Raw genomic sequence first — 23,422 nt, forward strand, 5'->3', positions numbered from 1 at the left:
GAGCTCGATATCTACTTCTGCGATCCGCACTCGCCATGGCAACGCGGCAGTAACGAGAACACCAACGGGCTGCTGCGCCAATACTTTGCTAAAGGCACCGACCTATCAGTGTTCCCGGCCGACTACCTCGACTACGTTGCCGCCCAACTCAACACCCGACCCCGCAAAACCCTCGGCTGGAAGAAACCCGCTGAAGTCCTCGACGAGCTACTCTCAAACCCGCCAAAACCACCCGCTGTTGCATCCACTGCCTGAAATCGCCTGGGCTTTTGCGGGCATTAGCGTCTGCTCGCGAGCTTAGGTGCGGGGCTGCATGCGGTGTGCGCGGGCGCTTTGGTACAGACAGATCGCCGCGGCGGCAGCCACATTGAGGCTTTCGGCGCCGCCCGCCATCGGGATCCGGACGCGCTCTGCGGCCATCGCGGCCACCTCGGCAGGCAAACCGTGGGATTCGGGGCCGAACAGCCACGCCGTCGGGCCGGACAACTCGGCGTCGTCGAGGCTGATCTCACCGTCGACGGTGGTGGCAAGCACCCGCAGACCCGCGTCGGCGATCGCGGAAACCGCTCCCCCGACGTCGGATTCGGACACCACCGGTATCGAGAAGATGCTGCCCGCCGAGGAGCGAAGGCATTTCCCGTTGTAGGGGTCCACGCTGTGGCCGGCCAGCACGACAGCCTCGGCGCCCATCGCGTCGGCGACCCGGATGAGCGTGCCCGCATTGCCCGGCTCGGAGATCTCCACCGCGACGGCGATCAGCCGCGGCTCGCCGGCAAGCACATCGGCCAGGGCCGTCTGCGGCATCTCGCACACTGCGACAAGCCCGACCGGAGTCACGGTGTCCGACAACGCCTTTGCCGCACGCTCGGTGACCACGTGAACGTTTGCGTCGGCCAGCAGCGGCTGGAAGCGTTGCAGCGCGGCCTCGGTCGCGAACACTTCGACGACGAGCTCGCGCCGTAGCGCCGCCTCGACCAGATTGGGTCCCTCGGCGAGGAAACGGCCTGCGCGGCGCCGCCCCACGTGGCGATGCAGCTTGATCGCCGCGGCCACGCGGGCGGAGCGCTCGGTGAGTGTCAGGCAGCCTCGCCGGACGGTGCGTTCACATCATCGGGCAGAGCGCCTTTGGCGACGTCCACCAGTGCGGTGAAGGCGGCCGGATCGCTGACGGCGATCTCGGCGAGGTTCTTGCGGTCCACCTCGACGCCGGCGGCCTTGAGACCCTGGATCAGCCGGTTGTAGGTGATGTCGTTGGCGCGGGCCGCGGCGTTGATCCGGGAGATCCACAACTTGCGGAACTCGCCCTTGCGAGCGCGCCGGTCACGGTACGCATAGTTCAGCGAATGCAGCTGCTGCTCTTTGGCTTTCCGGTACAGCCGCGAGCGCTGGCCGCGGTATCCCTTGGAGGCCTTGAGTATGATGCGCCGCTTCTTGTGGGCATTGACTGCGCGCTTCACGCGTGCCATGAGGATGTTCCTATTCTCGTTCGGTTCAAAAGGTCAGTGGGCGCGAAGCTAACCGTTGAGCAGCTTCGTGATGCGCCTCTTGTCTTGCGCCGACACCTCGGTGCGCCCATCGATGCGGCGGGTGCGGGTGCTCGGCTTGTGCTCGAGCAGGTGCCTGCGGTTGGCCTTCTGGCGGACGATCTTCCCGGTCCCGGTGCGCCGGAACCGCTTCGAGGCGCCGCTGTGGGTCTTGGCCTTCGGCATGGTGTGTGGTGTCCTGTCGTTCGATTCGTTCAGTTCGGGGTTGGTTGCTCTCCGGAAGCGGGTCGCTCGGGAGCTTCGGCCTGTTGCGCCGCCTTGGCGCGAGTCTTCGCGCCGCGGTGCGGTGCCAGCACCATCGTCATGTTGCGTCCGTCCTGTTTGGCTGCCGTCTCGACGTAGCCGTACTCGGCGACGTCGGCGCCTAGCCGCTGCAACAGCCGGTAGCCGAGCTCCGGCCGGGACTGTTCGCGTCCGCGGAACATGATCGTCACCTTGACCTTGGACCCCGCCTCGAGGAAGCGGATGACGTGACCCTTCTTGGTCTCGTAGTCGTGGTCGTCGATCTTGGGACGCAGCTTCTGTTCCTTGACGACGGTCTGCTGCTGGTTTCTGCGAGACTCGCGCGCCTTCTGAGCCGTCTCGTACTTGTACTTCCCGTAGTCCATGATCTTGCAGACCGGTGGCCTGGCATTCGGGGCTACTTCGACAAGATCGAGATCGGCGTCCGCGGCGACGCGGAGGGCGTCTTCGATGCGCACGATGCCTACCTGCTCGCCACCCGGTCCGATCAGGCGGACTTCAGGTACTCGAATGCGCTCGTTGACGCGGGTCTCAGTGCTGATGGGGCCTCCTAGTGTTCTTTCTTCTTTCGGGGAGCCCGCTCCATCAGCGAAAAGGCCCTGCAGGAAAGCAGGGCCCAATGCCGACCAGGACAGCCACCGCGGTGGCTGTGACCGGACCGTTTAACCTGTGAGGCAACGGTGGGAGTGGGACTCCACTTGCTGTCCCTGGCGTGTGCCGGGACGGTCGCGCGTGCCAGTCTAGCAGGCATGACCGATCCCCCTAACATTCGCGACCTGGCCGATATTCCGGCCGTCGAAGTGATCAGCAGGGCGGCGGTGATGTTGATGAGCGCCGCGGCGGAGAAGCTCGGCCTGTCGGCGGAGTCGCCGGAGGACAGCCCGCACCGCGACCTCGACGAGGCGCGGCGGCTGATCACCGCGCTCGCGGGACTGGTCACGGCGTCCGCGGAGTATCTCGGCCCGCATGCCGGGCCGCTCCGCGACGGCTTGAAAAGCCTGCAGTTGGCGTTCCGCGAGGGCAGCGCCGCGCCCGACGAACCTGGGCGGGGTCCCGGCGAGAAATACACCGGCCCCGTCTGGTAGCGGTGTCACACCCATTTCCCGGCCTGAGCGAATATCCTCGCGGCCTATGACGCTTACTGCCCCGCCGCGGGTTCGGTCCACGTCTCGCTACTCCTGGGTGCCTGCGGCAGCGGGCTGGACGGTCGGCATCATCGCAACGCTGTCGCTGATCGCGAGCGTGTCACCGCTGGTGCGGTCGATCATCAAGATCCCGCGGGAGTTCGTCAACGACTACATCTTCAACTTCCCCGACACCAGCTTCGCGTGGGCGTTCGTGTTGGCGATGCTGGCCGCGGCGCTGGCCGCCCGCAAACGAATCGCGTGGGCGATTCTCGTCCTGTACATGGTCGCCTCGATCGGCTGGAACCTCGGCGACCTCGCCACCGGCGAGGAGACCTGGATGCAGGAGAGCGGCGAGATCATCGGCTTGGCGTTCCACGTCGCCGCGGTGGTGTTCCTGCTGCTGGCGCGCAAGGAGTTCTGGGCCAAGGTGCGCCGCGGTGCGCTGCTGAAGGCCGCGCTCACGCTGGTGGCAGGTATGGCCATCGGCACCTTGATCGGGTGGGGCCTGCTCGAGCTGTTCCCCGGCACGCTGGAGCGTGAGTATCGGCTGGGCTACGCCGCCAACCGCGTGGCGGCGTTCGCCGGTGTCGGCTCCGGCGCCTTCGACGGTCAATCGCCGCACGTCTTCATCGACGCGCTGCTCGGCCTGTTCGGCGCGCTGGCGTTGATGGTCGCCGCAATCGTGCTGTTCCGCTCACAGCGCGCCGAGAACGCGCTGACCGGCGAGGACGAGTCGGCGATCCGGGGCCTGCTGGAGCTCTACGGCAAGAACGACTCGCTCGGTTACTTCGCCACGCGGCGCGACAAGGCGGCGGTGTTCGCGCCCAACGGCCGCGCCGCCATCACCTACCGCGTCGAGGTCGGCGTGTGCCTGGCCAGCGGCGACCCCGTCGGCGACCCGAAGGCCTGGCCGCAGGCCATCGACGCGTGGCTGCGGTTGTGCCAGGAGTACGGCTGGGCGCCCGGCGTGATGGGCGCCAGTGCCGCCGGCGCGGAGGCGTTTCGGGAGGCCGGTCTCAACGCGCTGCAGTTGGGCGACGAAGCGATCCTGCATCCCGACGAGTTCCGGCTGTCCGGGCCCGACATGCGCGCCGTCCGCCAGGCGGTGACGCGGGCGCGCCGCGCCGGGCTGACCGTGCGGATGCGACGACACCGCGACATCTCCGCCGAGGAGATGGCCGAGGTGATCAGACGCGCCGACGCATGGCGAGACACCGCCGACGAGCGCGGCTTCTCCATGGCGCTGGGCCGGCTGGGCGATCCCGCCGACGGCGACTGCCTGCTGGTCGAGGCGGTGCAACACGGCGGCCAGAACGACGGTGAACCCGGGACGGTCGTCGCGATGTTGTCGCTGGTGCCGTGGGGCACCAACGGCGTGTCGCTGGACCTGATGCGGCGCTCGCCCGAATCCCCCAACGGCACAATCGAATTGATGGTAACCGAGCTGCTGCAGCAGTCAGAGGATATCGGGATCAGCCGAATCTCGTTGAATTTCGCGATGTTCCGGTCGGCGTTCGAGCAGGGCGCGCAACTCGGCGCAGGCCCTGTCGCGCGGCTGTGGCGGGCGCTGCTGGTGTTCTTCTCCCGCTGGTGGCAGCTGGAGACGCTCTACCGCTCCAACATGAAGTACAAGCCCGAGTGGGTGCCGCGCTACGCCTGTTACGAGGACGCCCGGCTGGTCCCACGGGTCGGCGTCGCGTCGGTGATCGCCGAAGGCTTTCTGGTGCTGCCATTTTCGCGGCGCAACAAGCAGCACACCGGCCACCACATCGCCGCGCCGGAGAGCCTCGTCGCCTCGGGTGTGCTGCACCACGACGGCACCGCCCCCAACCTCGCCGAGCTGCAGGTCGACCTGCCCGAGAACGGCGAAGCGCCGCGGCTGCCCGAGCAGGTGCGGGTGCGGATGGCAAAGCTCAAGAGCTTGCAGGACAGCGGCGTCGACCCCTACCCCGTCGGGCAGGCACCCAGCCACACCGTCGCGCAGGCGCTCGACGGTCAGGACGGCGTCGAGGTCACGGTGGCCGGTCGCGTGTTGCGCGTCCGTGACTACGGCGGCGTGTTGTTCGCCCAGCTGCGCGACTGGTCAGGTGAAGTGCAACTGCTGCTTGACAATTCGACACTGCTGGACAGCACCACCGCCGATTTCACCCACACCATCGATCTCGGCGACCTCGTCGAGGCCACCGGAACGATGGGGTACAGCAAGAAGGGCGTCCGCTCGCTGATCGCGACCCGGTGGCGGTTGATCGGCAAGTGCCTTCGTCCGCTGCCCGACAAGTGGAAGGGGTTGACCGACCAGGAGGCCCGGGTGCGCGCCCGCTATGTCGACCTGGCGATCAACACCGACGCGCGTGACTTGGTACGGGCGCGCAGCGGCGTCCTGCACGCCATCCGCGAAACCCTGGTCGGCAAGGGCTTTTTGGAGGTCGAGACCCCGATCCTGCAGCAGATCCACGGCGGGGCCAACGCCCGTCCGTTCCTCACCCACATCAACGCCTACGACCTCGACCTGTATCTGCGCATCGCGCCCGAGCTGTACCTGAAGCGGTTGTGCGTCGGCGGTGTCGAGCGGGTCTTCGAATTGGGTCGCGCGTTCCGCAACGAGGGTGTCGACTTCAGCCACAACCCGGAATTCACGCTGCTGGAGGCGTATCAGGCGCACGCCGACTACAACGTGTGGATCGACGGCTGCCGCGAGTTGATCCAGAACGCGGCAATGGCCGCCAACGGCGCGCACGTGTTCATGCGCCCCCGCGACGACGGCACCTTCGAACGCGTCGACATCTCCGGGCAGTGGGCCGTCAAGACGGTGCACGGCGCGGTGTCTGAGGCGCTGGGCGAGGAGATCGGCCCCGACACCGAACTGTCGCGGCTGCGCAAGCTCTGCGATGCGGCCGACATCCCCTACCTCACCCACTGGGACGCCGGCGCGGTGGTGCTGGAGCTCTACGAGCGGCTGGTCGAGGACCGCACCGAGGAACCGACCTTCTACAAAGACTTCCCGACGTCGGTGTCGCCGCTGACCCGGCCGCACCGCAGCATCCCCGGGGTGGCCGAACGGTGGGACCTGGTGGCCTGGGGCGTCGAACTGGGCACCGCCTACAGCGAGCTGACCGACCCCGTCGAGCAGCGCAGGCGGCTCCAGGAACAGTCGCTGCTGGCCGCAGGCGGCGACCCGGAGGCGATGGAACTCGACGAGGATTTCCTGCAGGCCATGGAATATGCGATGCCGCCGACGGGCGGTCTCGGGATGGGCGTCGACCGGGTGGTCATGCTCATCACCGGCCGCAGCATTCGGGAAACCTTGCCGTTCCCGCTCGCCAAACCTCGCTAGCAGAAACCTCACAGCCGGTCCCAAGCTCGGCAGGCCACGATGTTGCCGTGACGTTACCCGACTCGTTGCGCCACCACCTCTCGCTCATGCACGGCTGGCTTCCGGCCACGGTGCAGATCATCGCCGCCGTGGCGCTGATCGTGGCGGTCAGCAGGCGCAGCGGACGTTGGCAGCTGCGGTGGCTCCCGTGGGCCGCCATCGTCGGCTGCTCGCTGTCCGCGTCCGCCTATTGGTACGTCGCCTCGCAAGGGCTGTCGGACAATCCCGCGCCGCACACCTTGTGGATCTGGATCGGGCTGTCGGGTTTCGCGTTGGCGGTCCTGGTGGCCGGGTGGCGCAGGGCGCGGTGGTGGCGGCGCGGCGTTTCGGTCGCGGCGTTTCCGCTCAGCCTGCTCAGCGCGGCGCTCGCGTTGAATCTGTGGGTAGGCTACTTCCCCACCGTGCAGACCGCGTGGAACCAGTTGACGGCCGGGCCGCTGCCGGATCAGACCGACGAGGTCACCGTGACCGCGATGCAGCAGGAACGCAAGATCCCTGCGCACGGCACCGTGGTGCCCGTCCAAATCAGCGACGCGGCTTCGGGTTTCCGACACCGCGGCGAGCTGGTCTACTTGCCGCCGGCGTGGTTCGCGACCAATCCGCCGCCGCCGCTGCCGACCGTGATGATGATCGGCGGCGAGTTCAACACGCCCGCCGACTGGCTGCGCACGGGTCAGGCGATCACGACCATCGACGACTTCGCCGCCGCCCATCACGGCTACGCCCCGGTGTTCGTGTTCGTCGACCCCGGCGGCGCGTTCAACAACGACACCGAATGCGTCAACGGCAGCCGCGGCAACGCCGCCGACCATCTGACCAAAGACGTTGTGCCGTATATGATCTCCAAATACGGGGTAAGTCCCGACCGCGCACACTGGGGCATCGTCGGCTGGTCGATGGGTGGTACCTGCGCGGTGGATCTGGCTGTGATGCACCCCGACATGTTCACCGCCTTCGAAGACATCGCCGGCGACATCGGGCCGAATTCGGGCAACAAGGAGCAGACGATCTCCCGGTTGTTCGGCGGCAACGCCGATGCGTGGGCCGCGTTCGACCCGACAACCGTCATCGCCAGGCACGGTCCCTACACCGGTCTGGCCGGATGGTTCGACGTGAACGGGTCGACGACGCCGGTGCCCGAGAAGAACGATCAGGCCGCCGCGGCGAACGCGTTGTGCGCGTTGGGATCCGCGAACGGCATCAACTGTGCGGTGGTCAGCCAGCCGGGCAAGCACGACTGGCCGTTCGCGTCGCACGCCTTCGCTGCCGCGCTGCCGTGGCTGGCGGGCAAGATCGGCACCCCCGGTGTGCCGCAGATTCCGCTGCCCGCACCGCCCACCAACGCGTCCATCGAGCAGACCGCGGCCAAATAACCCCCGCGAAACGGAATCCGCGCAGCGGAAGTGCGAGTGAGGGCCTGCGAGGATTCCGCCTCGCGGAGAGCTCGCGGAGAGTGCGCTACCAGGCGCCGGCGGACGCCAACGCGTCCTGCATCGGATCGTGATATCCCGTCGGCGCGTGCAGTTGCCACTCGCCGGGCACACCCTTGAGGACATGTGCGCCGCGCTCTTCGAACGTGATGCCGGAGCCGTACACCAGATCTTTGACGGTGTTGGACACGAGCACTTCTCGGGCGCCGGCCTTGGCGGCGATCCGTGCGGCGATGTGGACCGCGATGCCGCCGATGTCGTCGCCGCGCCGGATGCACTCCCCGGTGTGCAAACCGCCGCGGATGTTGAGCCCGACTTGCGGCATGCGTTGCGCCAACTTGGTGGCACACAAGACGGCGCGGGTGGGCCCGTCGAACGTCGCAAGGAGGCCGTCGCCGGTGTGCTTGAGGAATGTGCCTCGGAACGAGGCGATCTCGGCCTGCGCGAGGTCGTCGTGGCGTTGCAGAAGCTCCCGCCACCCGTGATCACCCAGCTCGGCCGCGTAGTGCGTCGAGTCGACGATGTCGGTGAACAGCACGGTGGCCAGGACTCGATCCGGCGGGTGCTCATGTCGCTGGCCGGTGAGAAACTCCTCGACCTCACCGGTGACGGATTTGTAGTCACCGAACCAGGGCACATGGTCGATGCCGTCGAGCTCGACGAAGCGCGCGCCTGAGATCCGCCCGGCCAATGCGCGGCCCAGCTCCACCGGGATCGCATCATGCGTGCGATGCAACACCAGCGTCGGCACCCGCACGTTGGCGTAGATGTCGGCCATGTCGAGCTGGCGCACGACCGCCTGCCAGGTGATGAGGGCCATCTTCGGGCTCATGGCGGCGCGTTCGAGTGCGCCCATTCTGCGCCGCGCCTCGACGTTGTCTTTCTGGCTGGGCACCGCCCAATCGAGGGTCAGACCCTCACCCCAGTGGTCGACCGTCGAACGCAACATCGCCACCAACTCGGATGCACGCGTTACCGCCGCCACGTCGAGGTCGCCGATATGACCGCCTGCCGCGGTTCCGTACAGGACGAGCGCGCTGACCCGGTCGGGGAAACTGGCGGCGAACAGCGTGCTGACCAGGCCGCCCTCGGAGAATCCGAACAATGCCGTTCGACCACAGCCCGCGGCGTCCATCACCGCGCGCAAGTCGTCAGCACGGTTCTCGACCGTGGGCACTCCGTCGACCGGATCCGAGAGGCCGGTCCCGCTCTTGTCGTAGACGACCACCCGCGCGAACGATGCAAACGCCTCGATGAATGACCGCCACTCCGCGTACTCCCACAGCTTGTCGATGTGGGAGAACCAGCCGGGCACGATGACCAGGTCGATCGGCCCGTCGCCGATGACCTGGTACGCGATCTTGCCCGTCGGGCCGGTCGCGTAAAGGGTGTCCGGAATCCGAACCATTGCCGCAGTGTGGCATCGCGGGAAACGAACCATGGCGCTTCGGACAAAGCGGGTACGGTGAGGCCATGTCCGGCGATCCGACAGGTGACGAGGACCCCGCACCCGAGCCGCAAGCAGCCACACCCGAGCCGCAACCGGCCGCAGCCGAGCCGCAACCTCCGACGCCGCCGCCCGCTGAGGCCGCCGACACCGGCTACACGCCCGGCGGCGTGCCGACGTTCGAGTCGGTGCGGGAGAAGATCGAGACGCGGTACGGAACGGCGATCGGCGCGAGCGAACTGGCGGCCGAAACCCCCGAGGGCCGCTCCGTCGAGGAGCAGTTCGAGCAGCGTCAGCGGGCGGCTGCCGAACGGCTCGAGCAGATCCGCAAGTCGATGCGCCGCGACGAAGACGAGTCTCAGTAATCCGACTCGGCGGCCAGGATCTCGGCGAGGAACGCGTCGCTCGGCGGCTCCGCCAACCGCGCGCGAGCGAAGGCGCGGACGCGGTCACGGGTCTCTGCCGACTCCTCCACATCGGCGCCGACGGTGACCGTCGCGGCGCGCCAATCATGGTTCCAGGCCGCGGTTTCCGAGATCGGCCGCTGCTGTTCGTCGAGCAGCGGAAAGCTCGCCCGGCCGTCGCGGGCCAATGCACCGGCGCCGCGGACGCCCTGCGCCCGCAGCCGTACCGCGATGCCGTCCGGCGCGTTCGGCCCCAACAGTTCGACGGACACCGTCGCGTTCACCAGCGAATCCACGGCGTCGACCCGCCACTCGATGGTGTTCTCCGCTGCGTCGAATACCGCGGGCGGCACCGCGGCCCACGCCAGCGACGCCGTTCCCCCGGCGATCGCCTCGCCACTGCGCTGCGCCAGTGTGCCCGCGGCCAACGCGTAGTCGTCACGACGCGGCGCCGACGAAACCGGTTCGGCGAGCGCGATTCCCACCTCATCGGTCAACTCGACCGCGGCCTGCACCAGTTCGACGACCCGTGGATCGCCGGTGCGGACAAGGGCGTTCAGCGCGGCCTCGTGTGGCGTCAGCAGTTCAGCCACATCCGAGTCGAAGGTGTCATCGGGGAAGAAGTCCTGCGCGGCCGCTGTCAGCAGCGCGATCTCGGCGTCCAACAGGGCCGCGCCCAGGGCGGCGATGCCGTCACGGTGGCTGGCCGGCCACCAGCGCCGCATCCAATGGCCAAGCGCCAGCCGCCGCAGCCGATCGACCGAGCCGGGCACCACGCCCACACCCGCTACGTCGACGGTCTGCTCATCGGCGGCCAACTGATCCCGCACCGCCGCGGCGACGGCACTGTGCCCGTCTTCGCCGAACACCCGCCACAGCCAGTCGGCGCGGGCCAGGTCGGTGAACGCGAACGACGCCGCTTCAGCGTCATCGTCAATCGCCCACGACAGCACGGCGCCGCTGACTTCGAGCACGGCCACCACCGGCATCGGCTCGGCCACCGGGCCGGTGCTCCACAAGCCGGAATCGGCGCTGAGCTTCATCCCGCCACCTGCAGCATCGCCTTGATCCGTTGCCGGTGGTCCAGGCTCACCGACCGCGCCACGCCCTCGAGAATCGACCGCACGTCGTCGACGTCCGTGCACGGCTCCTGCCACACGTCACGCCCGTGCAGGCGTGCCCACAGCCGGTTCAGGTAGGGCCGCGCGAACACCGCGAGATCGTCGATCACCTGCTGCTGGCGGGGATGAATTGGGCCGCCCGCAACCAGATACCGCCGCGCGTGAAGCACATAGGCCTCCTTGCGCAGCCGCGCCTGGATGACAGCGGCGAGCTGGTAGCGCGGCGTCGTCTCGGCCAGCGGGGCCAGTTCGACCGCGACCTCGATGCCGGCCACCAGTGCGGCCTGGTTCTCCTCTGCCAGCAGACCCCATGGCGCGCATGAGCGATCGACTTCCTCGGCGCACAGCAGCGGGACGTCGGGCAGTTCGTCTCGGTCGAGGGCGCGCCGCAGTGTGGCGCGCACCCGGTCCACCACGGCGCGGTCGAGCGGGCGGTCGCCCGTCGCACCTCTGTCGATTGGCGGAGGCTGTTGCGGCTCAACGGAACTCAACCCCGTGTCGGTGATCGACCACGGCAGCTCGCCCGGCGCGCAGCGCGCCTTCGCCCCGTAGTTGTAGGGCGTCGCATCGGTCACCAGCTTCGCCCAAACCCGTTGGCGGGAAGTGACTTCCCGGTGACTGCGGGCTGGCCCGAGCACGATGGTCAGGCCGGAGAGGAACGGGCGGCTGTCTTCGGTCCCCGCGGACACGTCGGCCCAGCTGCGGGCCAACTGCTCGGAAAGCCCCGTAAGGACCCGTCGGTCCGCCACATGTTTGTTGAGCACTTCGATCGCGGTGCGGTCGCGGTCGGCGTGGATGTCGCGAAGCACCGAGGCGGCGGTTTCGGCGTCGTCGGCGGCGGGCGGCCCCTTGGTCACGGCCAGTTCGTAGCAGACGGGGAAGTACAACTCCTGCGCGTTGCCGGTGGTGATGCGCAGCCGACGGCGCTGTTGCTTGAGCAGTTCGAACCAACTCGCCGTGGCGCACAGCGCGGGCCCGCTTCCGACGATCAGCTCGTGCATCGCCGCGGCCACACTCTCGTCAAGGAAAGGCGCCGAATACTGTGTGTTGGACCGCAGCCGCAGCACGAGCGGGTCGATGATGCGCTTGACGGTTCGGCGCAGCGGGCCGCCGTCGTCGCCGCTGAGCAGTTCGACGCCGGGGCCGATGGCTCGCCACGCCGCGTCGATCACGGCTTGGCGTGGCCGCGTGACGGCGGTCGCCGTCTCCGCCGCCGTGGCGCCCGTAACCATTTCTTGAGGATAGAAGCGCCCGTCGTAATCTCCTAGCCGCAAAGTTGGGTTCGGTAGCGAGTTCAGCGCACGCCGTCGACGGCAAAGGTGACCAATGCGGCCCAGTACAACGGGCTTGCGGTGACGTCGCCGTCGCGCCATCGCCGCATCTGTTCGCGCTGCCAACGGTTCACCGCGCTGCCCGCCTCAGGCTCCTCGTGCGCGCGGTCGACAGCGATGATCGCGTCGGCCATCGGATCGCATTTCGGTGCGACGTCTGCGAATTGCCGATAGCCCGCCGCCGTAGGCAACGACCACAGCGTGGCGGTCACCAGTTGTGCGCCGCCGAGGATCATCGCGGCCACCAGCCCGGTGGCCTCGTCGAACTGGTAGTCGCCGCCGGACGCACACGCCACCAGCGCCACGCGCGGCGGCAGTTGCAGGCCGGCCACCATGAAATCCGATGCCGTCAACGGCCGCTCGTCAGCCAGATGCAAGGCCGCACGGTCGGCGTGCCCGACGTCGCCGTCGGCGGCCGTGGCGTGGCCGACATACAGCAGTCGACTCGGCCGCTGCAAAAGAAGGTTCGCCAGCCATGCGCGGCCGGCGTCGGTGCGCCGGAACAGCTCCACTGCCGTTGCGGCAGTTGGGAGTACGGGGCGCTGACTCATCAGTTCCCCGAAGTGACGCGCCAGCGGGGTGTCCGGAGACGGGCGGCCGAGCACCGAACCCAGCGGTGAGTCGGGACGCTGTCCCGGCACCCGCGGATCGAGAATCAGCAGCGGGGGCCTGTCCCTCCTGTCGCCCCATCCGACCGGCGTACGCGTCCCGTTGACGATGTTCGGCGGGGCCGCCATCAACACATCGACGAGTTCCAGCAGCCGAAAACCGTCATCGCCCGGCACGGCGAGCGACGCCCACGGGATGCGGGCCAACCGCGCGCTCGGCGAGATGAACAGCGCGGCCCGAGGCGACGCCACGCGGTCGATCACCAGTTGCCATGCCTCGGCGGTCAGCAGCCGCACCCCCAGCTCCCGGGCAAGCTCGAACTCCGCCGCCGGCGACGCGAAAGGACCGGTGGCGATCGCTCTTTCAACCGCGTCGCGCTGAGTTTCGGCCCCTTGTGGGTCCGGCAGCGCCGCGGAGAGTTTCTCCAGCGCCTCGACCACGACGGGATCTTCGATGGCCCAGGTGACGGTGCACGACGGCTGGCCGACCACCCGCAGGCTGGCATACGTGACGACGCCGACATCGGCGTATCTCAGCACGAGCGTCTGCCGCTGTGTCACGGCCACGTCGACCAGGCCGCCTCGTCGGCGGTGATGTCGCGGCCGTACCGTTCCCGCGCCAACTCGCGATAACGGCCAATGATGGGCGGAACGCCCGGATCCATCCGCAGCGGAGGCAACGGGCCGAGCCGGGTCAGACCGCTCGTGTCACCGACGGATATCGCGCCCGAAGCCACCAACGCGTATTCCTCCTCGGCCTCCACGGGTACGGCGGCGGTGGCGGCGTCCATCCATTCAGCGATCGCAGCCGCCTTCGGCTCGGCTCTGAAAGCACCTCTTGCGCAGTGGTATTCGATCATCTCGCTGAGCAGATCGGTCTTGCCCCATTCGTAGACGACCGCGAAGGCACCTGCCAGCATGCGCGCAGACACGGACGTGGCCCAGCGCATCCGCGCGTTGGCGTCGGCGATCGCGTACCGCACCGAGTCGACCGCGAGCGCAGCAGGGATCTTGAGGTCTGCGGCTTGCTCCAACCTGGCCGCGGCGTTGTTCGGATCGGCCAGCGCCCGCGCCCGCAGGATGGTCCCCATGTGGTCGTCGAGGCGGGCGTACTGCAGCCAGGTGTGCCGCGGCCAGGAGTCCAGAATGCGCCAAGCCTCGACGACCTTCTCGGTGGCCGAGTCGAACTCGTTGCGCAGGATGTCGACCCAGCTGCGCTGCAACAGAATACGGTGAATGTGTAGCGGCCGTTCGACGTCGCGCCAGTGTTGTTCGGCGTGGCGGAGACGCTCATCGGCGTCGCCGAGCTCGCCGACCGCGATGGCGATCAGGCCCAGGTACAGCCAGCTTCGCGCCACGTCGTGGGCACGGTAGCCCTCGACGATCGCCGGATACGCCTCGTGGACAAGCGTCTGCGTCTCCCGCCAGTCGGCCCGTGTCGATGCCGCGGCGCCGCGCTCGAGTTGCGTTCGCGCCTTAGCCAATGCCCATCCACGCGCCTCGGCTCGGGCGCCTGCGCGCCGTAACCACGGCTCGGCTTCCGAGAGCCGGCCCGTCTCGATACAGAACCTGCCGTACCCGGTGGCGGCCTGCACGAACAGGAAGTCGTCGGCTTCCCGGCCCGGCCCTGGCCGCTCGATCGCTTCGATCACCTTGTCCCACAGCGGAACCGACTGAACGTACAAGTCGTCGTCGCACAGTGCGGTCGCGCAGATGATCCTGGCGTAGGTGATCAGGTGCTGATACTCGTCGGCGAGGTCGGGAAAGTCCTGTCCTGCCCCGTCATTGCAGTCGTTGCACAACACCAGCAGCGCGAGCTCAGCGCCCTCGTGGTCACCGTGGTAGGCGGCGGCGTATCCGGTGCGCAGGAACTGCGCACGCCGGGTGTACCTGCACAGCATGTGGTCGATTTCGCGGTCCGTCATGGTGACCTGCGCCGCGGCTTCCGGGTTGGTGCCTGCCCGTATCGAGCGGTAGATGGCCAGGCAGTCGTCGATTCGGCGCACGCATTCCTCGACACCGTTGTATGCGGTGCGGACCAAATAGATCTCGCCGAGCTGAGCGAAGACCTCCATCATCAGGTCGTCACGGTCGGCCTGTTCGATCCGAGGCATCAACGACAGCAGCAGGTCCTTGGCGGCCTGCTCGTCGGCGGCGAATATCAGTCGACGCGCACGGTCGAATTCGCCGGTTAGATCCATGGCGCAATCTTAGGAAGCGGCGGGCACGCAGGGCACCCGCCGCTTCTCTCGACATGGTTACTTACAGCTCACCGTGACCGTGAACGGCTTGGTGATCATGCCGGCCATCGGGTTGTTGATGTCGGCGCCGGTGGCTTCACCCGTGATGGTGTAGGTGTCGCCGTCGACTTTGACCTCGGCCGATCCGCTCTGCATACCGCCGATATTGCTGACCGCGAGAGCGTTGCCGTCGACGACCATGCCCAGCGACTCCACCGTCGGAGCGTCGGTGTCGGTCATCACGATGCCGAGGCCCTGCTGCCCGCCGATGGCGCCGCTGCCGATGTTGATCTTGCCGCCCTGCTTGACGCAGGTCACCGAGTTGAGGTCGAGGCCGGCAAGGTCGCCGCCATCGACCTTGACCTCGGTCGTTCCGCCCGCGCTGGCCTGCGTGTCACCTGCTGACGCGTTGGCTTGCGTGTCACCGGCCGACGCGGTGGCCGCGCTTTTGTCGTCCGAACATCCCACCAACAGTGCGGCACCGGCGAGCAGCCCGACCGCACCCGCGACAACTCGTTTCATCGTCTCGATCCCTTCGTTGTGCGTCACCACCATGGCGACGTCGTGATGCAGTCAAGTCGGCTTGGCCGGCTACCGATCCCAAACTTTGTCGGGCGATGACGGTACGGTTCGCAGGCGATGCGGACTTTCACTGACGCCGAGCGTCGGGCGAGATTGGCGCGGCGGCACTTTCTGAGTGCACCCGCCGGTTCGATCGACGACGCGGTGGCCGGGCTCGTCGGACTGCACGCCACCGATCCCGCCACGCCGTATCTGTCCCTGCGGGCACGGCTGGCGAGCTTCTCGGTGGCCGACCTGGATGCTGCGCTGTACGAACGACGCTTCTTGGTCAAGCATCTGGCGATGCGCCGCACGCTGTGGGTGGTCGGCGTGGACGATCTGCCGCACATCCAGTCGGCGGCCAGCGACCGGGTGGCCGACAACGAACGGCGCAGGTTGGTCGCCGACGTGCAGAAGGCGGGCGTAGCCGACGACGGCGAAGCCTGGCTCGACCGTGCCCGCGACGCGGTGCTGGCCTACCTGGCGGCCAACGGGCCGACCAGTGCGCGGCAATTGCGCGCGGATCTCCCCGAGCTGGCGGGCACCTATGACCCGGCACCCGGAAAGCGTTGGGGCGGAACCACTCCCCTGTCACCGCGGGTGCTGACCGTCCTGTCTGTGCGCGGTGACATCGTGCGCGGCCCGAACGACGGCACGTGGACGACGTCGCGGCCGAAATGGACAGCGGTTTCGGACTGGCTCGGCGAGGCGCCGGGTTCGTCGGCGCCGGAATCCGCTCGCGCCCAACTGGTTCGCACATGGCTGCGGACGTTCGGGCCCGCCACCGTCAACGACATCAAATGGTGGTTCGGCAACACGTTGACGTGGGCGCGGCACGCGTTGCGCGATATCGAGGCCGTCGAGGTGGATCTGAACGGGGCACCCGGGTTCGTGCTGCCCGACGACCTTGACGAGGAGCCGCCACTCGAACCGTGGGCCGCCCTGCTGCCGAGCCTCGATGTGACCACCATGGGCTGGTTCGACCGGGACTGGTATCTGGGCGACCATCGCAGCCAGGTGTTCGACCGCAACGGCAACGCCGGCCCGACGGCGTGGTGGAACGGCCGGGTGGTGGGCGGCTGGGCTCAGGATGACGACGGCCGCGTGCGGCTGCAGCTGCTGGAGGACGTGGGTCGTGACGGCCGCAAGGCGCTGCAGCGTCGGGCCGAGGAGTTGACCGAATGGCTCGGCGGTGTGCGGGTCAGCCCGCGCTTCCCGTCGCCCCTGTCGGCCGGGTCACGCCGGTGACGGCCTGCTGGGCGCGCCGCGAGCGACGACCACTGGCATCGACGTCGCCGAATCAGTGCCGAGGATGGTGTGCACCACCTCGATGAGGTCCTCCACGGGCATCAGTTGGCCGGGCATGCAGCCGCGCGAAATCCATTGCGGGTAGAACTCGGTCGCGAGTTCGCGATCCCAATCGCTGCTGAAGCCGGTCGCCGAATCTCCTTCGCCGCCAGCGCATTCCCCGACGATGAGGTTGGTGAACGCGATGTCGGGATGCTCTGCGCGCCACGCCTGGACCAGTCGTTCGAGCGCGGCCTTGCTGACGCCGTATGCGGCCAGCCCGGGCCACGGCGGGCTGAACGTGCCCGCGTCCGACGACAGATACACCACCTTGCCCGCTGACGCGCTCAGATGCGGGACGGCCGCCGCGGTGGCGACTGCGGCGCCGGTGACGTTGGTGGCGAACACCCGGCTCCATGTCTGGGCGTCGGTGTCGACCAGCCGCATGACCGAGCCGATGGCCGGGGTGTAGACGAGGTTGTCGATGCCGCCGAGGGCGTTCGCCGCGGCGCCGATCGCCGACCGCACCGACGCCTCATCGGTCACGTCGCATTCGACGGCGACCGCTTCGGGCCCGGCTTCCTTGGCCGCTTTCTCGATGCGCTCGCGGCGCCGCGCCAGCATCGCCACCTGATGGCCGCGCTGGCCCAAACCGACGCCGATGCAACGCCCGAGCCCGCTCGATGCGCCGATCACCACCGTTTTCGACATGGTCTCCTCGCCGATCGACACCGGTAATGCCATTCTCCGACGAGGAGAAGATACCTTACGCGCTGACCTTGCGGCGACGCCGCGTCGGCGACGGCTTGGCCGGCACAGTGTCCAGCACCTCGGACAGGAACTTGCCGGTGTAGCTCTCGGGCACGGCCGCGACGTCCTCCGGCGAACCCTCCGCCACCACGGTGCCGCCCGCCGAACCGCCCTCGGGGCCGAGGTCGATGATCCAGTCGGACGTCTTGATCACGTCGAGGTTGTGCTCGATGACGATGACGGTGTTGCCCTTGTCGACCAGGCCGTTGAGCACGTTGAGCAGTTTGCGGATGTCCTCGAAGTGCAGGCCGGTGGTCGGCTCGTCGAGGATGTACACCGTGCGGCCCGTCGAGCGCTTCTGCAGTTCGGCGGCCAGCTTCACGCGCTGCGCCTCACCGCCGGACAGCGTCGGTGCGGGCTGCCCGAGCCGCACATAACCCAGGCCGACGTCCACCAGCGTCTGCAGGTAGCGGTGGATCGAGCTGATCGGGGCGAAGAACTCGGCCGCGTCCTCGATCGACATGTCGAGCACCTCGGAGATGGTCTTGCCCTTGTAGTGCACCTCGAGGGTCTCCCGGTTGTAGCGGGCACCGTGGCAGACCTCGCACGGCACGTACACGTCCGGCAGGAAGTTCATCTCGATCTTGATGGTGCCGTCGCCCGAACAGGCCTCGCAGCGACCGCCCTTGACGTTGAACGAGAATCGGCCCGGCTGATATCCGCGCACCTTCGCCTCGGTGGTCGCGGCGAACAGGGACCGGATCTTGTCGAACACGCCGGTGTAGGTCGCCGGGTTCGACCGCGGCGTGCGGCCGATCGGCGACTGGTCCACCCGCACCAGCTTGTCCACGATGTCGAGGCCGTTGACGCGGGTGTGCCTGCCCGGAACGTGCCGGGCGCCGTTGAGCTTGTTGGCCAGCACTGCGGCCAGAATGTCGTTGACCAGCGTGGACTTCCCCGACCCGGACACCCCGGTGACCGAGGTGAGCACCCCGAGCGGGAACGACACGTCGATCTCGCGCAGGTTGTGCTCCCTGGCGCCGACCACGGTGAGCTGACGCTTGCGGTCGATCGGCCGCCGGATGGCGGGCACGTCGATGGTTTCGCGGCCGGAAAGGTATGCGCCGGTGAGGGATTCGCGGTTCTTCAGCAGCTCGCTGTAGGGGCCGCTGTGCACGATCCGGCCGCCATGCTCGCCTGCCAGCGGGCCGATGTCCACCACCCAGTCGGCGTGCGCGATGGTGTCCAGGTCGTGCTCGACCACGATCAGGGTGTTGCCGAGGTTCTTGAGCCGCAGCAGCGTCTCGATCAGCCTGCGGTTGTCGCGCTGATGCAGCCCGATGGACGGCTCGTCGAGCACGTAGAGCACGCCCACCAGGCCCGACCCGATCTGGGTGGCCAGCCGAATGCGTTGCGCCTCACCGCCGGACAGCGTCGCGGCCGCCCGCGACAACGATAGGTACTCCAGGCCGACGTCGAGCAGGAAGCCGAGCCGCGACTGGATCTCCTTGAGCACCTGGCCCGCGATCGCCTGTTCGCGGCTGCCCAGCGTCAGCGAGTTCAAGAAGTCAGAAGCGTCGGCGATGGACAGGTCGGCGACCTCGGCGATCGACTTGCGACCGTACTTGTCCGAAGACAGTGTGACCGCGAGGATCTCCGGCTTGAGGCGGGTGCCGTTGCACTCCGGGCACGGCACGTCGCGCATGAAGCCCTCGTAACGCTCCTTCATCTGCTCGGAATCGGTCTGCTCCATGCGACGCTGCAGGAACGCCATGACGCCTTCGAAATCGGCGTAGTAGGACCGAGTCCGGCCGTAGCGGTTCTTGTACCGCACGTGTACCTGTTGGTCGCAGCCCTCCAGGATCGCCCTGCGGGCCTTGGCGGGCAGCTTCTTCCACGGGGTGTTGACGTCGAAGCCGAGTTGATCGCCCAGCCCGGCCAGCATGCGGGTGAAGTATTCGGCCGTCTGACCCATCGACCACGGCGCCACCGCGCCCTCGGCCAGCGTCAGGTCCGGATCCGGGACCACCAGGTCGGGGTCGACCTCCTTGCGGATGCCCAGACCGGTGCACTCCGGGCAGGCGCCGTAGGGCGAGTTAAAGGAGAACGACCGCGGCTCGAGGTCGTCAACGGCCAGCGGATGCCCGTTGGGGCAGGCCAGCTTCTCGGAGAACCGCTGCTCGCGGTGCGGGTGATCGTCTTCGCGGTCGACGAACTCCAGCACGACGATGCCGTCGGCGAGGTTCAGCGCGGTCTCCACCGAGTCGGTCAGCCGCTGCTTGGCGGACGCCTTGACCGTCAACCGGTCGACGACCACCTCGATGTCATGCTTCTCCTGCTTCTTCAGCTTGGGCGGGTCGGTCAGCGGGTAGACGACGCCGTCGACCCGGACGCGGCTGTAGCCCTGTGAGTTCAGCTTGTCGAACAGGTCGACGAACTCGCCCTTGCGAGTGCGCACCACCGGGGCGAGCACCTGGAACCGCAGCCCCTCGTCCATCGCGAGCACCTGGTCGACGATCTGCTGCGGGGTCTGGCGAGCGATCCGCTCACCGCACACCGGGCAGTGCGGCGTGCCGGCCCGCGCGTAGAGCAGGCGCAGATAGTCGTAGACCTCGGTGATGGTGCCGACCGTCGACCGCGGGTTGCGGTTGGTGGACTTCTGGTCGATGGACACCGCCGGCGAGAGGCCCTCGATGAAGTCGACGTCGGGTTTGTCCATCTGGCCGAGGAACTGCCGGGCGTAGGCCGACAGCGACTCGACGTAGCGCCGCTGGCCCTCGGCGAAGATGGTGTCGAACGCGAGCGAAGATTTGCCGGACCCGGACAAACCGGTGAAAACGATCAGCGCATCGCGGGGTAGATCGAGGTCGACGCTTCGCAGGTTGTGCTCACGCGCACCCTTGATGATCAGGCGCTCAGCCAACGGTGTCCTTCCACGGTCCGACCCGAAAACATACTTCACGCCCATGCTATGTGCCGCCACCGACAAGTCCCCGGCCAAGCCCTAGCCAAGGCCGATACGGTGAGGACATGACCATCGTCGACGACAACTACACCGGCCATGTCGAGCCCAGAACCGCGGCCCGACGCAACCTCCCCGCAGCGTCGATCGTCAAGGTCTCGGTCGGCCCGATGGACAACAACGCCTACCTGATCACGTGCTCCCGCACCGGCGAGACGCTACTCATCGATGCCGCCAACGACGCGGAGATCCTGCTGGAACTGATCGAGAAGTATGCGCCGAAACTGTCCTTGATCGTCACCAGTCACCAGCACTGGGACCACTGGCAGGCGCTGGAGGAGGTGGCGAAGGCCACCGGCGCGCCGACCGCCGCCCATGAACTCGACGCCGAACCGCTGCCGGTCAAACCGGACCGGCTGCTCGCCAACGGCGACACCGTGAAGATCGGCGACCTGTCGTTCGACGTCATCCACCTGCAGGGCCACACCCCCGGCTCCGTGGCGCTGGCACTCGACGGTGCCGACGAGGCCACGCACCTGTTCACCGGGGATTGCCTGTTCCCCGGCGGTCCTGGCCGGACAACACGCCCAGAAGAATTCGACTCACTGATGACGGACCTCGAAACCAAGGTGTTCTCACAGTACGACGACGAAACGGTCGTCTATCCCGGCCATGGCGACGACACGAAGCTGGGCAACGAGCGACCCCATCTCGCAGAGTGGCGCGAACGAGGCTGGTAATTCCAGCCCGGGCTGTCAGCCCACTAAGCAGGCAACTGCCCGAGCGCGACTCCCAGTCAGCACTGCCCACACAGCAGAAGTGAAGGTGCACTGCAAGAGAGCCACCTTCAACTAGGCAGGACAGTCCTCCAGATCCAGATCCCAGTCAGTCGTGACAGTGAGAAGCGGACCCGGCGCGGGGTCCGTCAGCGGAATGATGTCACCGATCAGGTCTGCATCTCCGCGGCCCTCGAATAGGGCCACACAAGGTTTAGCGTCGAGCCGAGACAAGAATCGCACACCAGCTACACCGCCGTCGTAGAGGTCACCAGCAATCGTCTGGGTAACCACGCGCCGACTCGTCGTAACTTCGTGCAGATCAAGGTGTTCCATGCCATTTTCGACCAGAAGTGCGGCGTGTCTATCTTCTATCTGTTGACGGACCGCAACGTCGGTCAGGTCAATCATCGGGCCTTGGATTCTTAATAGCGCTGGAACCAGTACGTTCTGGCGGCGCCAGCTTGCAGTCACCGGCTCGGAGGCGAAGTCTTCAGCCGCTTCAGGCCCGTATCGCTCGATATGCCTGAGCTTGGCATCAAGATTTGGCCGAAGGTCCGCCAGCACTTCGCGTAGGCAGGTTTCGGGCAAGTCCGCCAGGTAGAGAGTGCGGAAGCGATGGCGGATATCGTCGAACCGATGGCTGAAGCTGTATAGCTCGAGCGGCGTGAATTCAAGTGGACTTGCGTGGTAGCCAACTCGCCACAACAAAAATTCGGAGCCGACTTTGCTCACGCCTGAAAGCTAGCGACCTGTCTAGCCGCTTGCACGACCATCGCGAAATCACCCGTCTCCGACGCGCCGCCGAGAACTTCGACCGGCGCACGATCGTCGAGACGTGTGTTCGTGCCGAACAACCAGGCCCGCGCAGTCTTGTCGTCGTACGCATCGACAAGCATTCGGACAACTTTGTAGCCCTCTCGCAACCTACGTTCGGTTATCTCGTGTGGTTCCGGGCCGCCGACTCGCGCGTATCGGCCGATCTGTTTTGCATCAGCAAGGCCTGCGAGGGCTGCGGCGATTCGTTGTCCGACCGTTTCCTGAAGGTAGCTGGCGATTTCACGAATTGGGCGGGTCGTTGCCTCGACATCGAGCTTCTCAGCGGCACTGGCTGTCAATACGGACATTTTGCGACCTCCGGACGGGCTGTATCCACCACAAGACTACCACTATGTCACCGTCAAACAACACCAGAAACAACACCACATAGTCACCACAACCAGGTGCATGGTGAAGTCTCGTCCGATACCTATCGAGCTTTTGCCCGCTGCCGGATGGTTGCTTCACGGCGTTGGTGGCATTGCGGCTGTTGTCGGTGTCGACGGTATTCCCCGGCGGTCCTGGACGTACAACACGCCCCGAAGATTTCGAATCGCTCATGAGCGGCCTTGAGACGAGAGTCTTCGACCGCTACCTCGACTCGACCGTGGTTTACCCCGGCCACGGCGACGACACGACTCTCGGAGTCGAGCGCCCGCACCTATCGGATTGGCGCGAGCGCGGGTGGTGAACTATTGGGGTTCGGATTCGGCCGCGGTCAGACGTTCACGTTGGTCGAGTTCAAGCTGTATCGCATCGGCCAGGTTCTTCCACGACTGAGCCACGTCCTGTAGGTGGACTAGATCAAACCGGAAGCTGAATGCTGCCGTCCCTTTGGCGCTGGTGGGCTCACGCCAGGTCCACAGCGATCCGTTCGCGTAATGGTGGGCACCATGCACTAGGTGTACCCGGCAGGAAGGTTGTTGACGGTTTGGCTGTGAGAAGGGAGGACCTCCGGGCTTAGTGGAGATGTCTGACGTCTCTACTCACACACGGAGGTCCTCGTGCCCCACGCTAATGCCCGGTTGACCGTTCATGGTCGGCAACTGTTGGTCGATCGGATCCTCAAGGGCGGTCGCAAGCCTGCCCACGTCGCCGCCGAACTTGGTGTGTCGCGCCAATGCGCCTATCGGTGGGTGCGCCGATTCCTCGACGAAGGTCCGGCCGGGCTGTTAGATCGGTCCTCGCGACCGCATCGCTGCCCGCACCGGTCATCTGCGGTCGTGGAGGCCGCCGTCGTCGACCTGCGCCGCACCTCGCGGCGCGGCCAGGACTGGATTGGCGCGGAGCTGGGTCTGCCGGCCCGCACCGTCAGCGCGATCGAGCCTGTCAAGTTGTCTGTGTAAGTGGCGGGTTCAGAGGTAGGGGTTGAGGCGTTCGGGGTAGATCAGGGTCAGTG

At 67.1% G+C, this 23,422-nt stretch carries 22 protein-coding genes and 1 pseudogene; 9 read left to right on the plus strand and 14 right to left on the minus strand.

Features of this window, described 5'->3' with window-relative positions; translation table 11 throughout:
* A partial coding sequence (locus tag CQY20_RS27530; protein ID WP_109789712.1) for an IS30 family transposase occupies positions 1–255 on the plus strand: 255 nt, incomplete at its 5' end.
* A gap of 42 nt (positions 256–297) precedes the next feature.
* On the opposite strand, the gene CQY20_RS27535 is transcribed toward CQY20_RS27530, so the two are convergent.
* The 4 genes from CQY20_RS27535 to infC are packed head-to-tail and all read right to left on the minus strand — an operon-like array spanning position 298 to position 2,392.
* The gene (locus CQY20_RS27535; RefSeq protein ID WP_097943524.1) at positions 298–1,053 is read right to left on the minus strand and encodes a TrmH family RNA methyltransferase; all 756 of its coding nucleotides are present in this window, start codon (positions 1,051–1,053) and stop codon (positions 298–300) included.
* Between the two features lie 23 nt (positions 1,054–1,076).
* Positions 1,077–1,466, minus strand: a complete 390-nt coding sequence (gene rplT, locus CQY20_RS27540) for a 50S ribosomal protein L20 (RefSeq protein ID WP_097943526.1) — start codon at positions 1,464–1,466, stop codon at positions 1,077–1,079.
* 48 nt (positions 1,467–1,514) lie between these two features.
* Complete coding sequence (rpmI, locus tag CQY20_RS27545) at positions 1,515–1,709, minus strand: 50S ribosomal protein L35 (RefSeq protein WP_097943528.1); 195 nt, start codon at positions 1,707–1,709, stop codon at positions 1,515–1,517.
* A gap of 29 nt (positions 1,710–1,738) precedes the next feature.
* A complete protein-coding gene (gene infC / locus CQY20_RS27550) occupies positions 1,739–2,392 on the minus strand; it encodes a translation initiation factor IF-3 (RefSeq protein WP_097943554.1) in 654 nt (217 codons plus the stop codon).
* Between the two features lie 144 nt (positions 2,393–2,536).
* Here infC and CQY20_RS27555 point away from each other — a divergent pair, with 144 nt between their 5' ends.
* The 3 genes from CQY20_RS27555 (at position 2,537) to CQY20_RS27565 (ending at position 7,660) form a co-directional block, all read left to right on the plus strand.
* The gene (locus CQY20_RS27555; protein WP_097943530.1) at positions 2,537–2,872 is read left to right on the plus strand and encodes a DUF1844 domain-containing protein; all 336 of its coding nucleotides are present in this window, start codon (positions 2,537–2,539) and stop codon (positions 2,870–2,872) included.
* Positions 2,873–2,918: 46 nt separating this feature from the next.
* Positions 2,919–6,248 (plus strand): bifunctional lysylphosphatidylglycerol synthetase/lysine--tRNA ligase LysX, encoded by a 3,330-nt coding sequence (gene lysX / locus CQY20_RS27560; RefSeq protein WP_097943532.1) that lies wholly within the window; start codon positions 2,919–2,921, stop codon positions 6,246–6,248.
* Positions 6,249–6,334: 86 nt separating this feature from the next.
* Positions 6,335–7,660, plus strand: coding sequence for an alpha/beta hydrolase (locus tag CQY20_RS27565; RefSeq protein WP_097943556.1), 1,326 nt, complete (start codon positions 6,335–6,337; stop codon positions 7,658–7,660).
* Between the two features lie 85 nt (positions 7,661–7,745).
* Here CQY20_RS27565 and CQY20_RS27570 read toward each other — a convergent pair whose 3' ends face one another.
* Positions 7,746–9,125 carry an adenylate/guanylate cyclase domain-containing protein gene (locus CQY20_RS27570; protein ID WP_097943534.1) on the minus strand — a complete coding sequence of 460 codons (1,380 nt, stop codon included), beginning with the start codon at positions 9,123–9,125 and terminating at the stop codon, positions 7,746–7,748.
* Positions 9,126–9,190: 65 nt separating this feature from the next.
* Here CQY20_RS27570 and CQY20_RS27575 point away from each other — a divergent pair, with 65 nt between their 5' ends.
* Positions 9,191–9,529: a hypothetical protein gene (locus tag CQY20_RS27575; protein WP_097943536.1), complete on the plus strand. Its 339-nt coding sequence runs from the start codon at positions 9,191–9,193 to the stop codon at positions 9,527–9,529.
* Here CQY20_RS27575 and CQY20_RS27580 read toward each other — a convergent pair.
* The 5 genes from CQY20_RS27580 to CQY20_RS27600 form a co-directional block, all read right to left on the minus strand.
* A complete protein-coding gene (locus tag CQY20_RS27580) occupies positions 9,523–10,611 on the minus strand; it encodes a hypothetical protein (RefSeq protein ID WP_097943538.1) in 1,089 nt (362 codons plus the stop codon). The genes CQY20_RS27575 and CQY20_RS27580 overlap by 7 nt on opposite strands.
* The gene (locus tag CQY20_RS27585) at positions 10,608–11,921 is read right to left on the minus strand and encodes a hypothetical protein (protein WP_097943540.1); all 1,314 of its coding nucleotides are present in this window, start codon (positions 11,919–11,921) and stop codon (positions 10,608–10,610) included. The genes CQY20_RS27580 and CQY20_RS27585 overlap by 4 nt, the downstream gene beginning before the upstream one ends.
* A gap of 62 nt (positions 11,922–11,983) precedes the next feature.
* The gene (locus tag CQY20_RS27590) at positions 11,984–13,204 is read right to left on the minus strand and encodes a CHAT domain-containing protein (protein ID WP_097943542.1); all 1,221 of its coding nucleotides are present in this window, start codon (positions 13,202–13,204) and stop codon (positions 11,984–11,986) included.
* On the minus strand, positions 13,186–14,829 hold the full coding sequence (locus CQY20_RS27595) for a hypothetical protein (RefSeq protein ID WP_097943544.1): 1,644 nt from the start codon (positions 14,827–14,829) through the stop codon (positions 13,186–13,188). Before CQY20_RS27595 ends, CQY20_RS27590 begins: the two co-directional genes overlap by 19 nt.
* 57 nt (positions 14,830–14,886) lie before the next feature.
* On the minus strand, positions 14,887–15,390 hold the full coding sequence (locus CQY20_RS27600) for a lipoprotein LpqH (protein ID WP_097943558.1): 504 nt from the start codon (positions 15,388–15,390) through the stop codon (positions 14,887–14,889).
* A gap of 117 nt (positions 15,391–15,507) precedes the next feature.
* Between CQY20_RS27600 and CQY20_RS27605 the strand changes: the two genes are divergently transcribed.
* Positions 15,508–16,677, plus strand: coding sequence for a winged helix DNA-binding domain-containing protein (locus CQY20_RS27605; RefSeq protein WP_097943546.1), 1,170 nt, complete (start codon positions 15,508–15,510; stop codon positions 16,675–16,677).
* On the opposite strand, the gene CQY20_RS27610 is transcribed toward CQY20_RS27605, so the two are convergent.
* On the minus strand, positions 16,666–17,415 hold the full coding sequence (locus CQY20_RS27610; protein WP_174814723.1) for an SDR family oxidoreductase: 750 nt from the start codon (positions 17,413–17,415) through the stop codon (positions 16,666–16,668). The genes CQY20_RS27605 and CQY20_RS27610 overlap by 12 nt on opposite strands.
* Positions 17,416–17,482: 67 nt before the next feature.
* Complete coding sequence (gene uvrA / locus CQY20_RS27615; protein ID WP_097943562.1) at positions 17,483–20,389, minus strand: excinuclease ABC subunit UvrA; 2,907 nt, start codon at positions 20,387–20,389, stop codon at positions 17,483–17,485.
* Positions 20,390–20,496: 107 nt separating this feature from the next.
* Here uvrA and CQY20_RS27620 point away from each other — a divergent pair, with 107 nt between their 5' ends.
* Positions 20,497–21,168, plus strand: coding sequence for an MBL fold metallo-hydrolase (locus tag CQY20_RS27620; RefSeq protein WP_097943548.1), 672 nt, complete (start codon positions 20,497–20,499; stop codon positions 21,166–21,168).
* 111 nt (positions 21,169–21,279) lie between these two features.
* Here the strand turns inward: CQY20_RS27620 and CQY20_RS27625 are convergent, their stop codons facing one another.
* Both CQY20_RS27625 and CQY20_RS27630 read right to left on the minus strand, forming a co-directional pair.
* Positions 21,280–21,939, minus strand: a complete 660-nt coding sequence (locus tag CQY20_RS27625; RefSeq protein WP_097943550.1) for an RES family NAD+ phosphorylase — start codon at positions 21,937–21,939, stop codon at positions 21,280–21,282.
* On the minus strand, positions 21,936–22,331 hold the full coding sequence (locus CQY20_RS27630) for a hypothetical protein (RefSeq protein ID WP_006246169.1): 396 nt from the start codon (positions 22,329–22,331) through the stop codon (positions 21,936–21,938). The genes CQY20_RS27625 and CQY20_RS27630 overlap by 4 nt, the downstream gene beginning before the upstream one ends.
* A 197-nt stretch (positions 22,332–22,528) precedes the next feature.
* On the opposite strand from CQY20_RS27630, the pseudogene CQY20_RS27635 reads away from it, so the two are divergent.
* Together CQY20_RS27635 and CQY20_RS27640 are read left to right on the plus strand one after the other, a co-directional pair.
* Positions 22,529–22,714, plus strand: a pseudogene (locus tag CQY20_RS27635) (MBL fold metallo-hydrolase); the annotation flags it as partial.
* Between the two features lie 313 nt (positions 22,715–23,027).
* A complete protein-coding gene (locus tag CQY20_RS27640; protein ID WP_371870979.1) occupies positions 23,028–23,369 on the plus strand; it encodes a leucine zipper domain-containing protein in 342 nt (113 codons plus the stop codon).
* Positions 23,370–23,422 lie beyond the last annotated feature (53 nt).

Origin of the sequence: Mycolicibacterium agri (assembly GCF_002553505.1) — a bacterium.
Taxonomy (GTDB): Bacteria; Actinomycetota; Actinomycetes; order Mycobacteriales; family Mycobacteriaceae; genus Mycobacterium; species Mycobacterium agri.

Excerpts from the sequence above, each read along its gene's own strand:
- rplT (WP_097943526.1), bottom strand. The coding sequence starts at position 1,466 with ATGGCACGCGTGAAGCGCGCAGTCAATGCCCACAAGAAGCGGCGCATC.
- rpmI (WP_097943528.1), bottom strand. The coding sequence starts at position 1,709 with ATGCCGAAGGCCAAGACCCACAGCGGCGCCTCGAAGCGGTTCCGGCGC.
- CQY20_RS27555 (WP_097943530.1), top strand. The coding sequence starts at position 2,537 with ATGACCGATCCCCCTAACATTCGCGACCTGGCCGATATTCCGGCCGTC.
- lysX (WP_097943532.1), top strand. The coding sequence starts at position 2,919 with ATGACGCTTACTGCCCCGCCGCGGGTTCGGTCCACGTCTCGCTACTCC.
- CQY20_RS27565 (WP_097943556.1), top strand. The coding sequence starts at position 6,335 with ATGCACGGCTGGCTTCCGGCCACGGTGCAGATCATCGCCGCCGTGGCG.
- CQY20_RS27570 (WP_097943534.1), bottom strand. The coding sequence starts at position 9,125 with ATGGTTCGGATTCCGGACACCCTTTACGCGACCGGCCCGACGGGCAAG.
- CQY20_RS27575 (WP_097943536.1), top strand. The coding sequence starts at position 9,191 with ATGTCCGGCGATCCGACAGGTGACGAGGACCCCGCACCCGAGCCGCAA.
- CQY20_RS27580 (WP_097943538.1), bottom strand. The coding sequence starts at position 10,611 with ATGAAGCTCAGCGCCGATTCCGGCTTGTGGAGCACCGGCCCGGTGGCC.
- CQY20_RS27585 (WP_097943540.1), bottom strand. The coding sequence starts at position 11,921 with ATGGTTACGGGCGCCACGGCGGCGGAGACGGCGACCGCCGTCACGCGG.
- CQY20_RS27595 (WP_097943544.1), bottom strand. The coding sequence starts at position 14,829 with ATGGATCTAACCGGCGAATTCGACCGTGCGCGTCGACTGATATTCGCC.
- CQY20_RS27600 (WP_097943558.1), bottom strand. The coding sequence starts at position 15,390 with ATGAAACGAGTTGTCGCGGGTGCGGTCGGGCTGCTCGCCGGTGCCGCA.
- CQY20_RS27605 (WP_097943546.1), top strand. The coding sequence starts at position 15,508 with ATGCGGACTTTCACTGACGCCGAGCGTCGGGCGAGATTGGCGCGGCGG.
- CQY20_RS27620 (WP_097943548.1), top strand. The coding sequence starts at position 20,497 with ATGACCATCGTCGACGACAACTACACCGGCCATGTCGAGCCCAGAACC.
- CQY20_RS27630 (WP_006246169.1), bottom strand. The coding sequence starts at position 22,331 with ATGTCCGTATTGACAGCCAGTGCCGCTGAGAAGCTCGATGTCGAGGCA.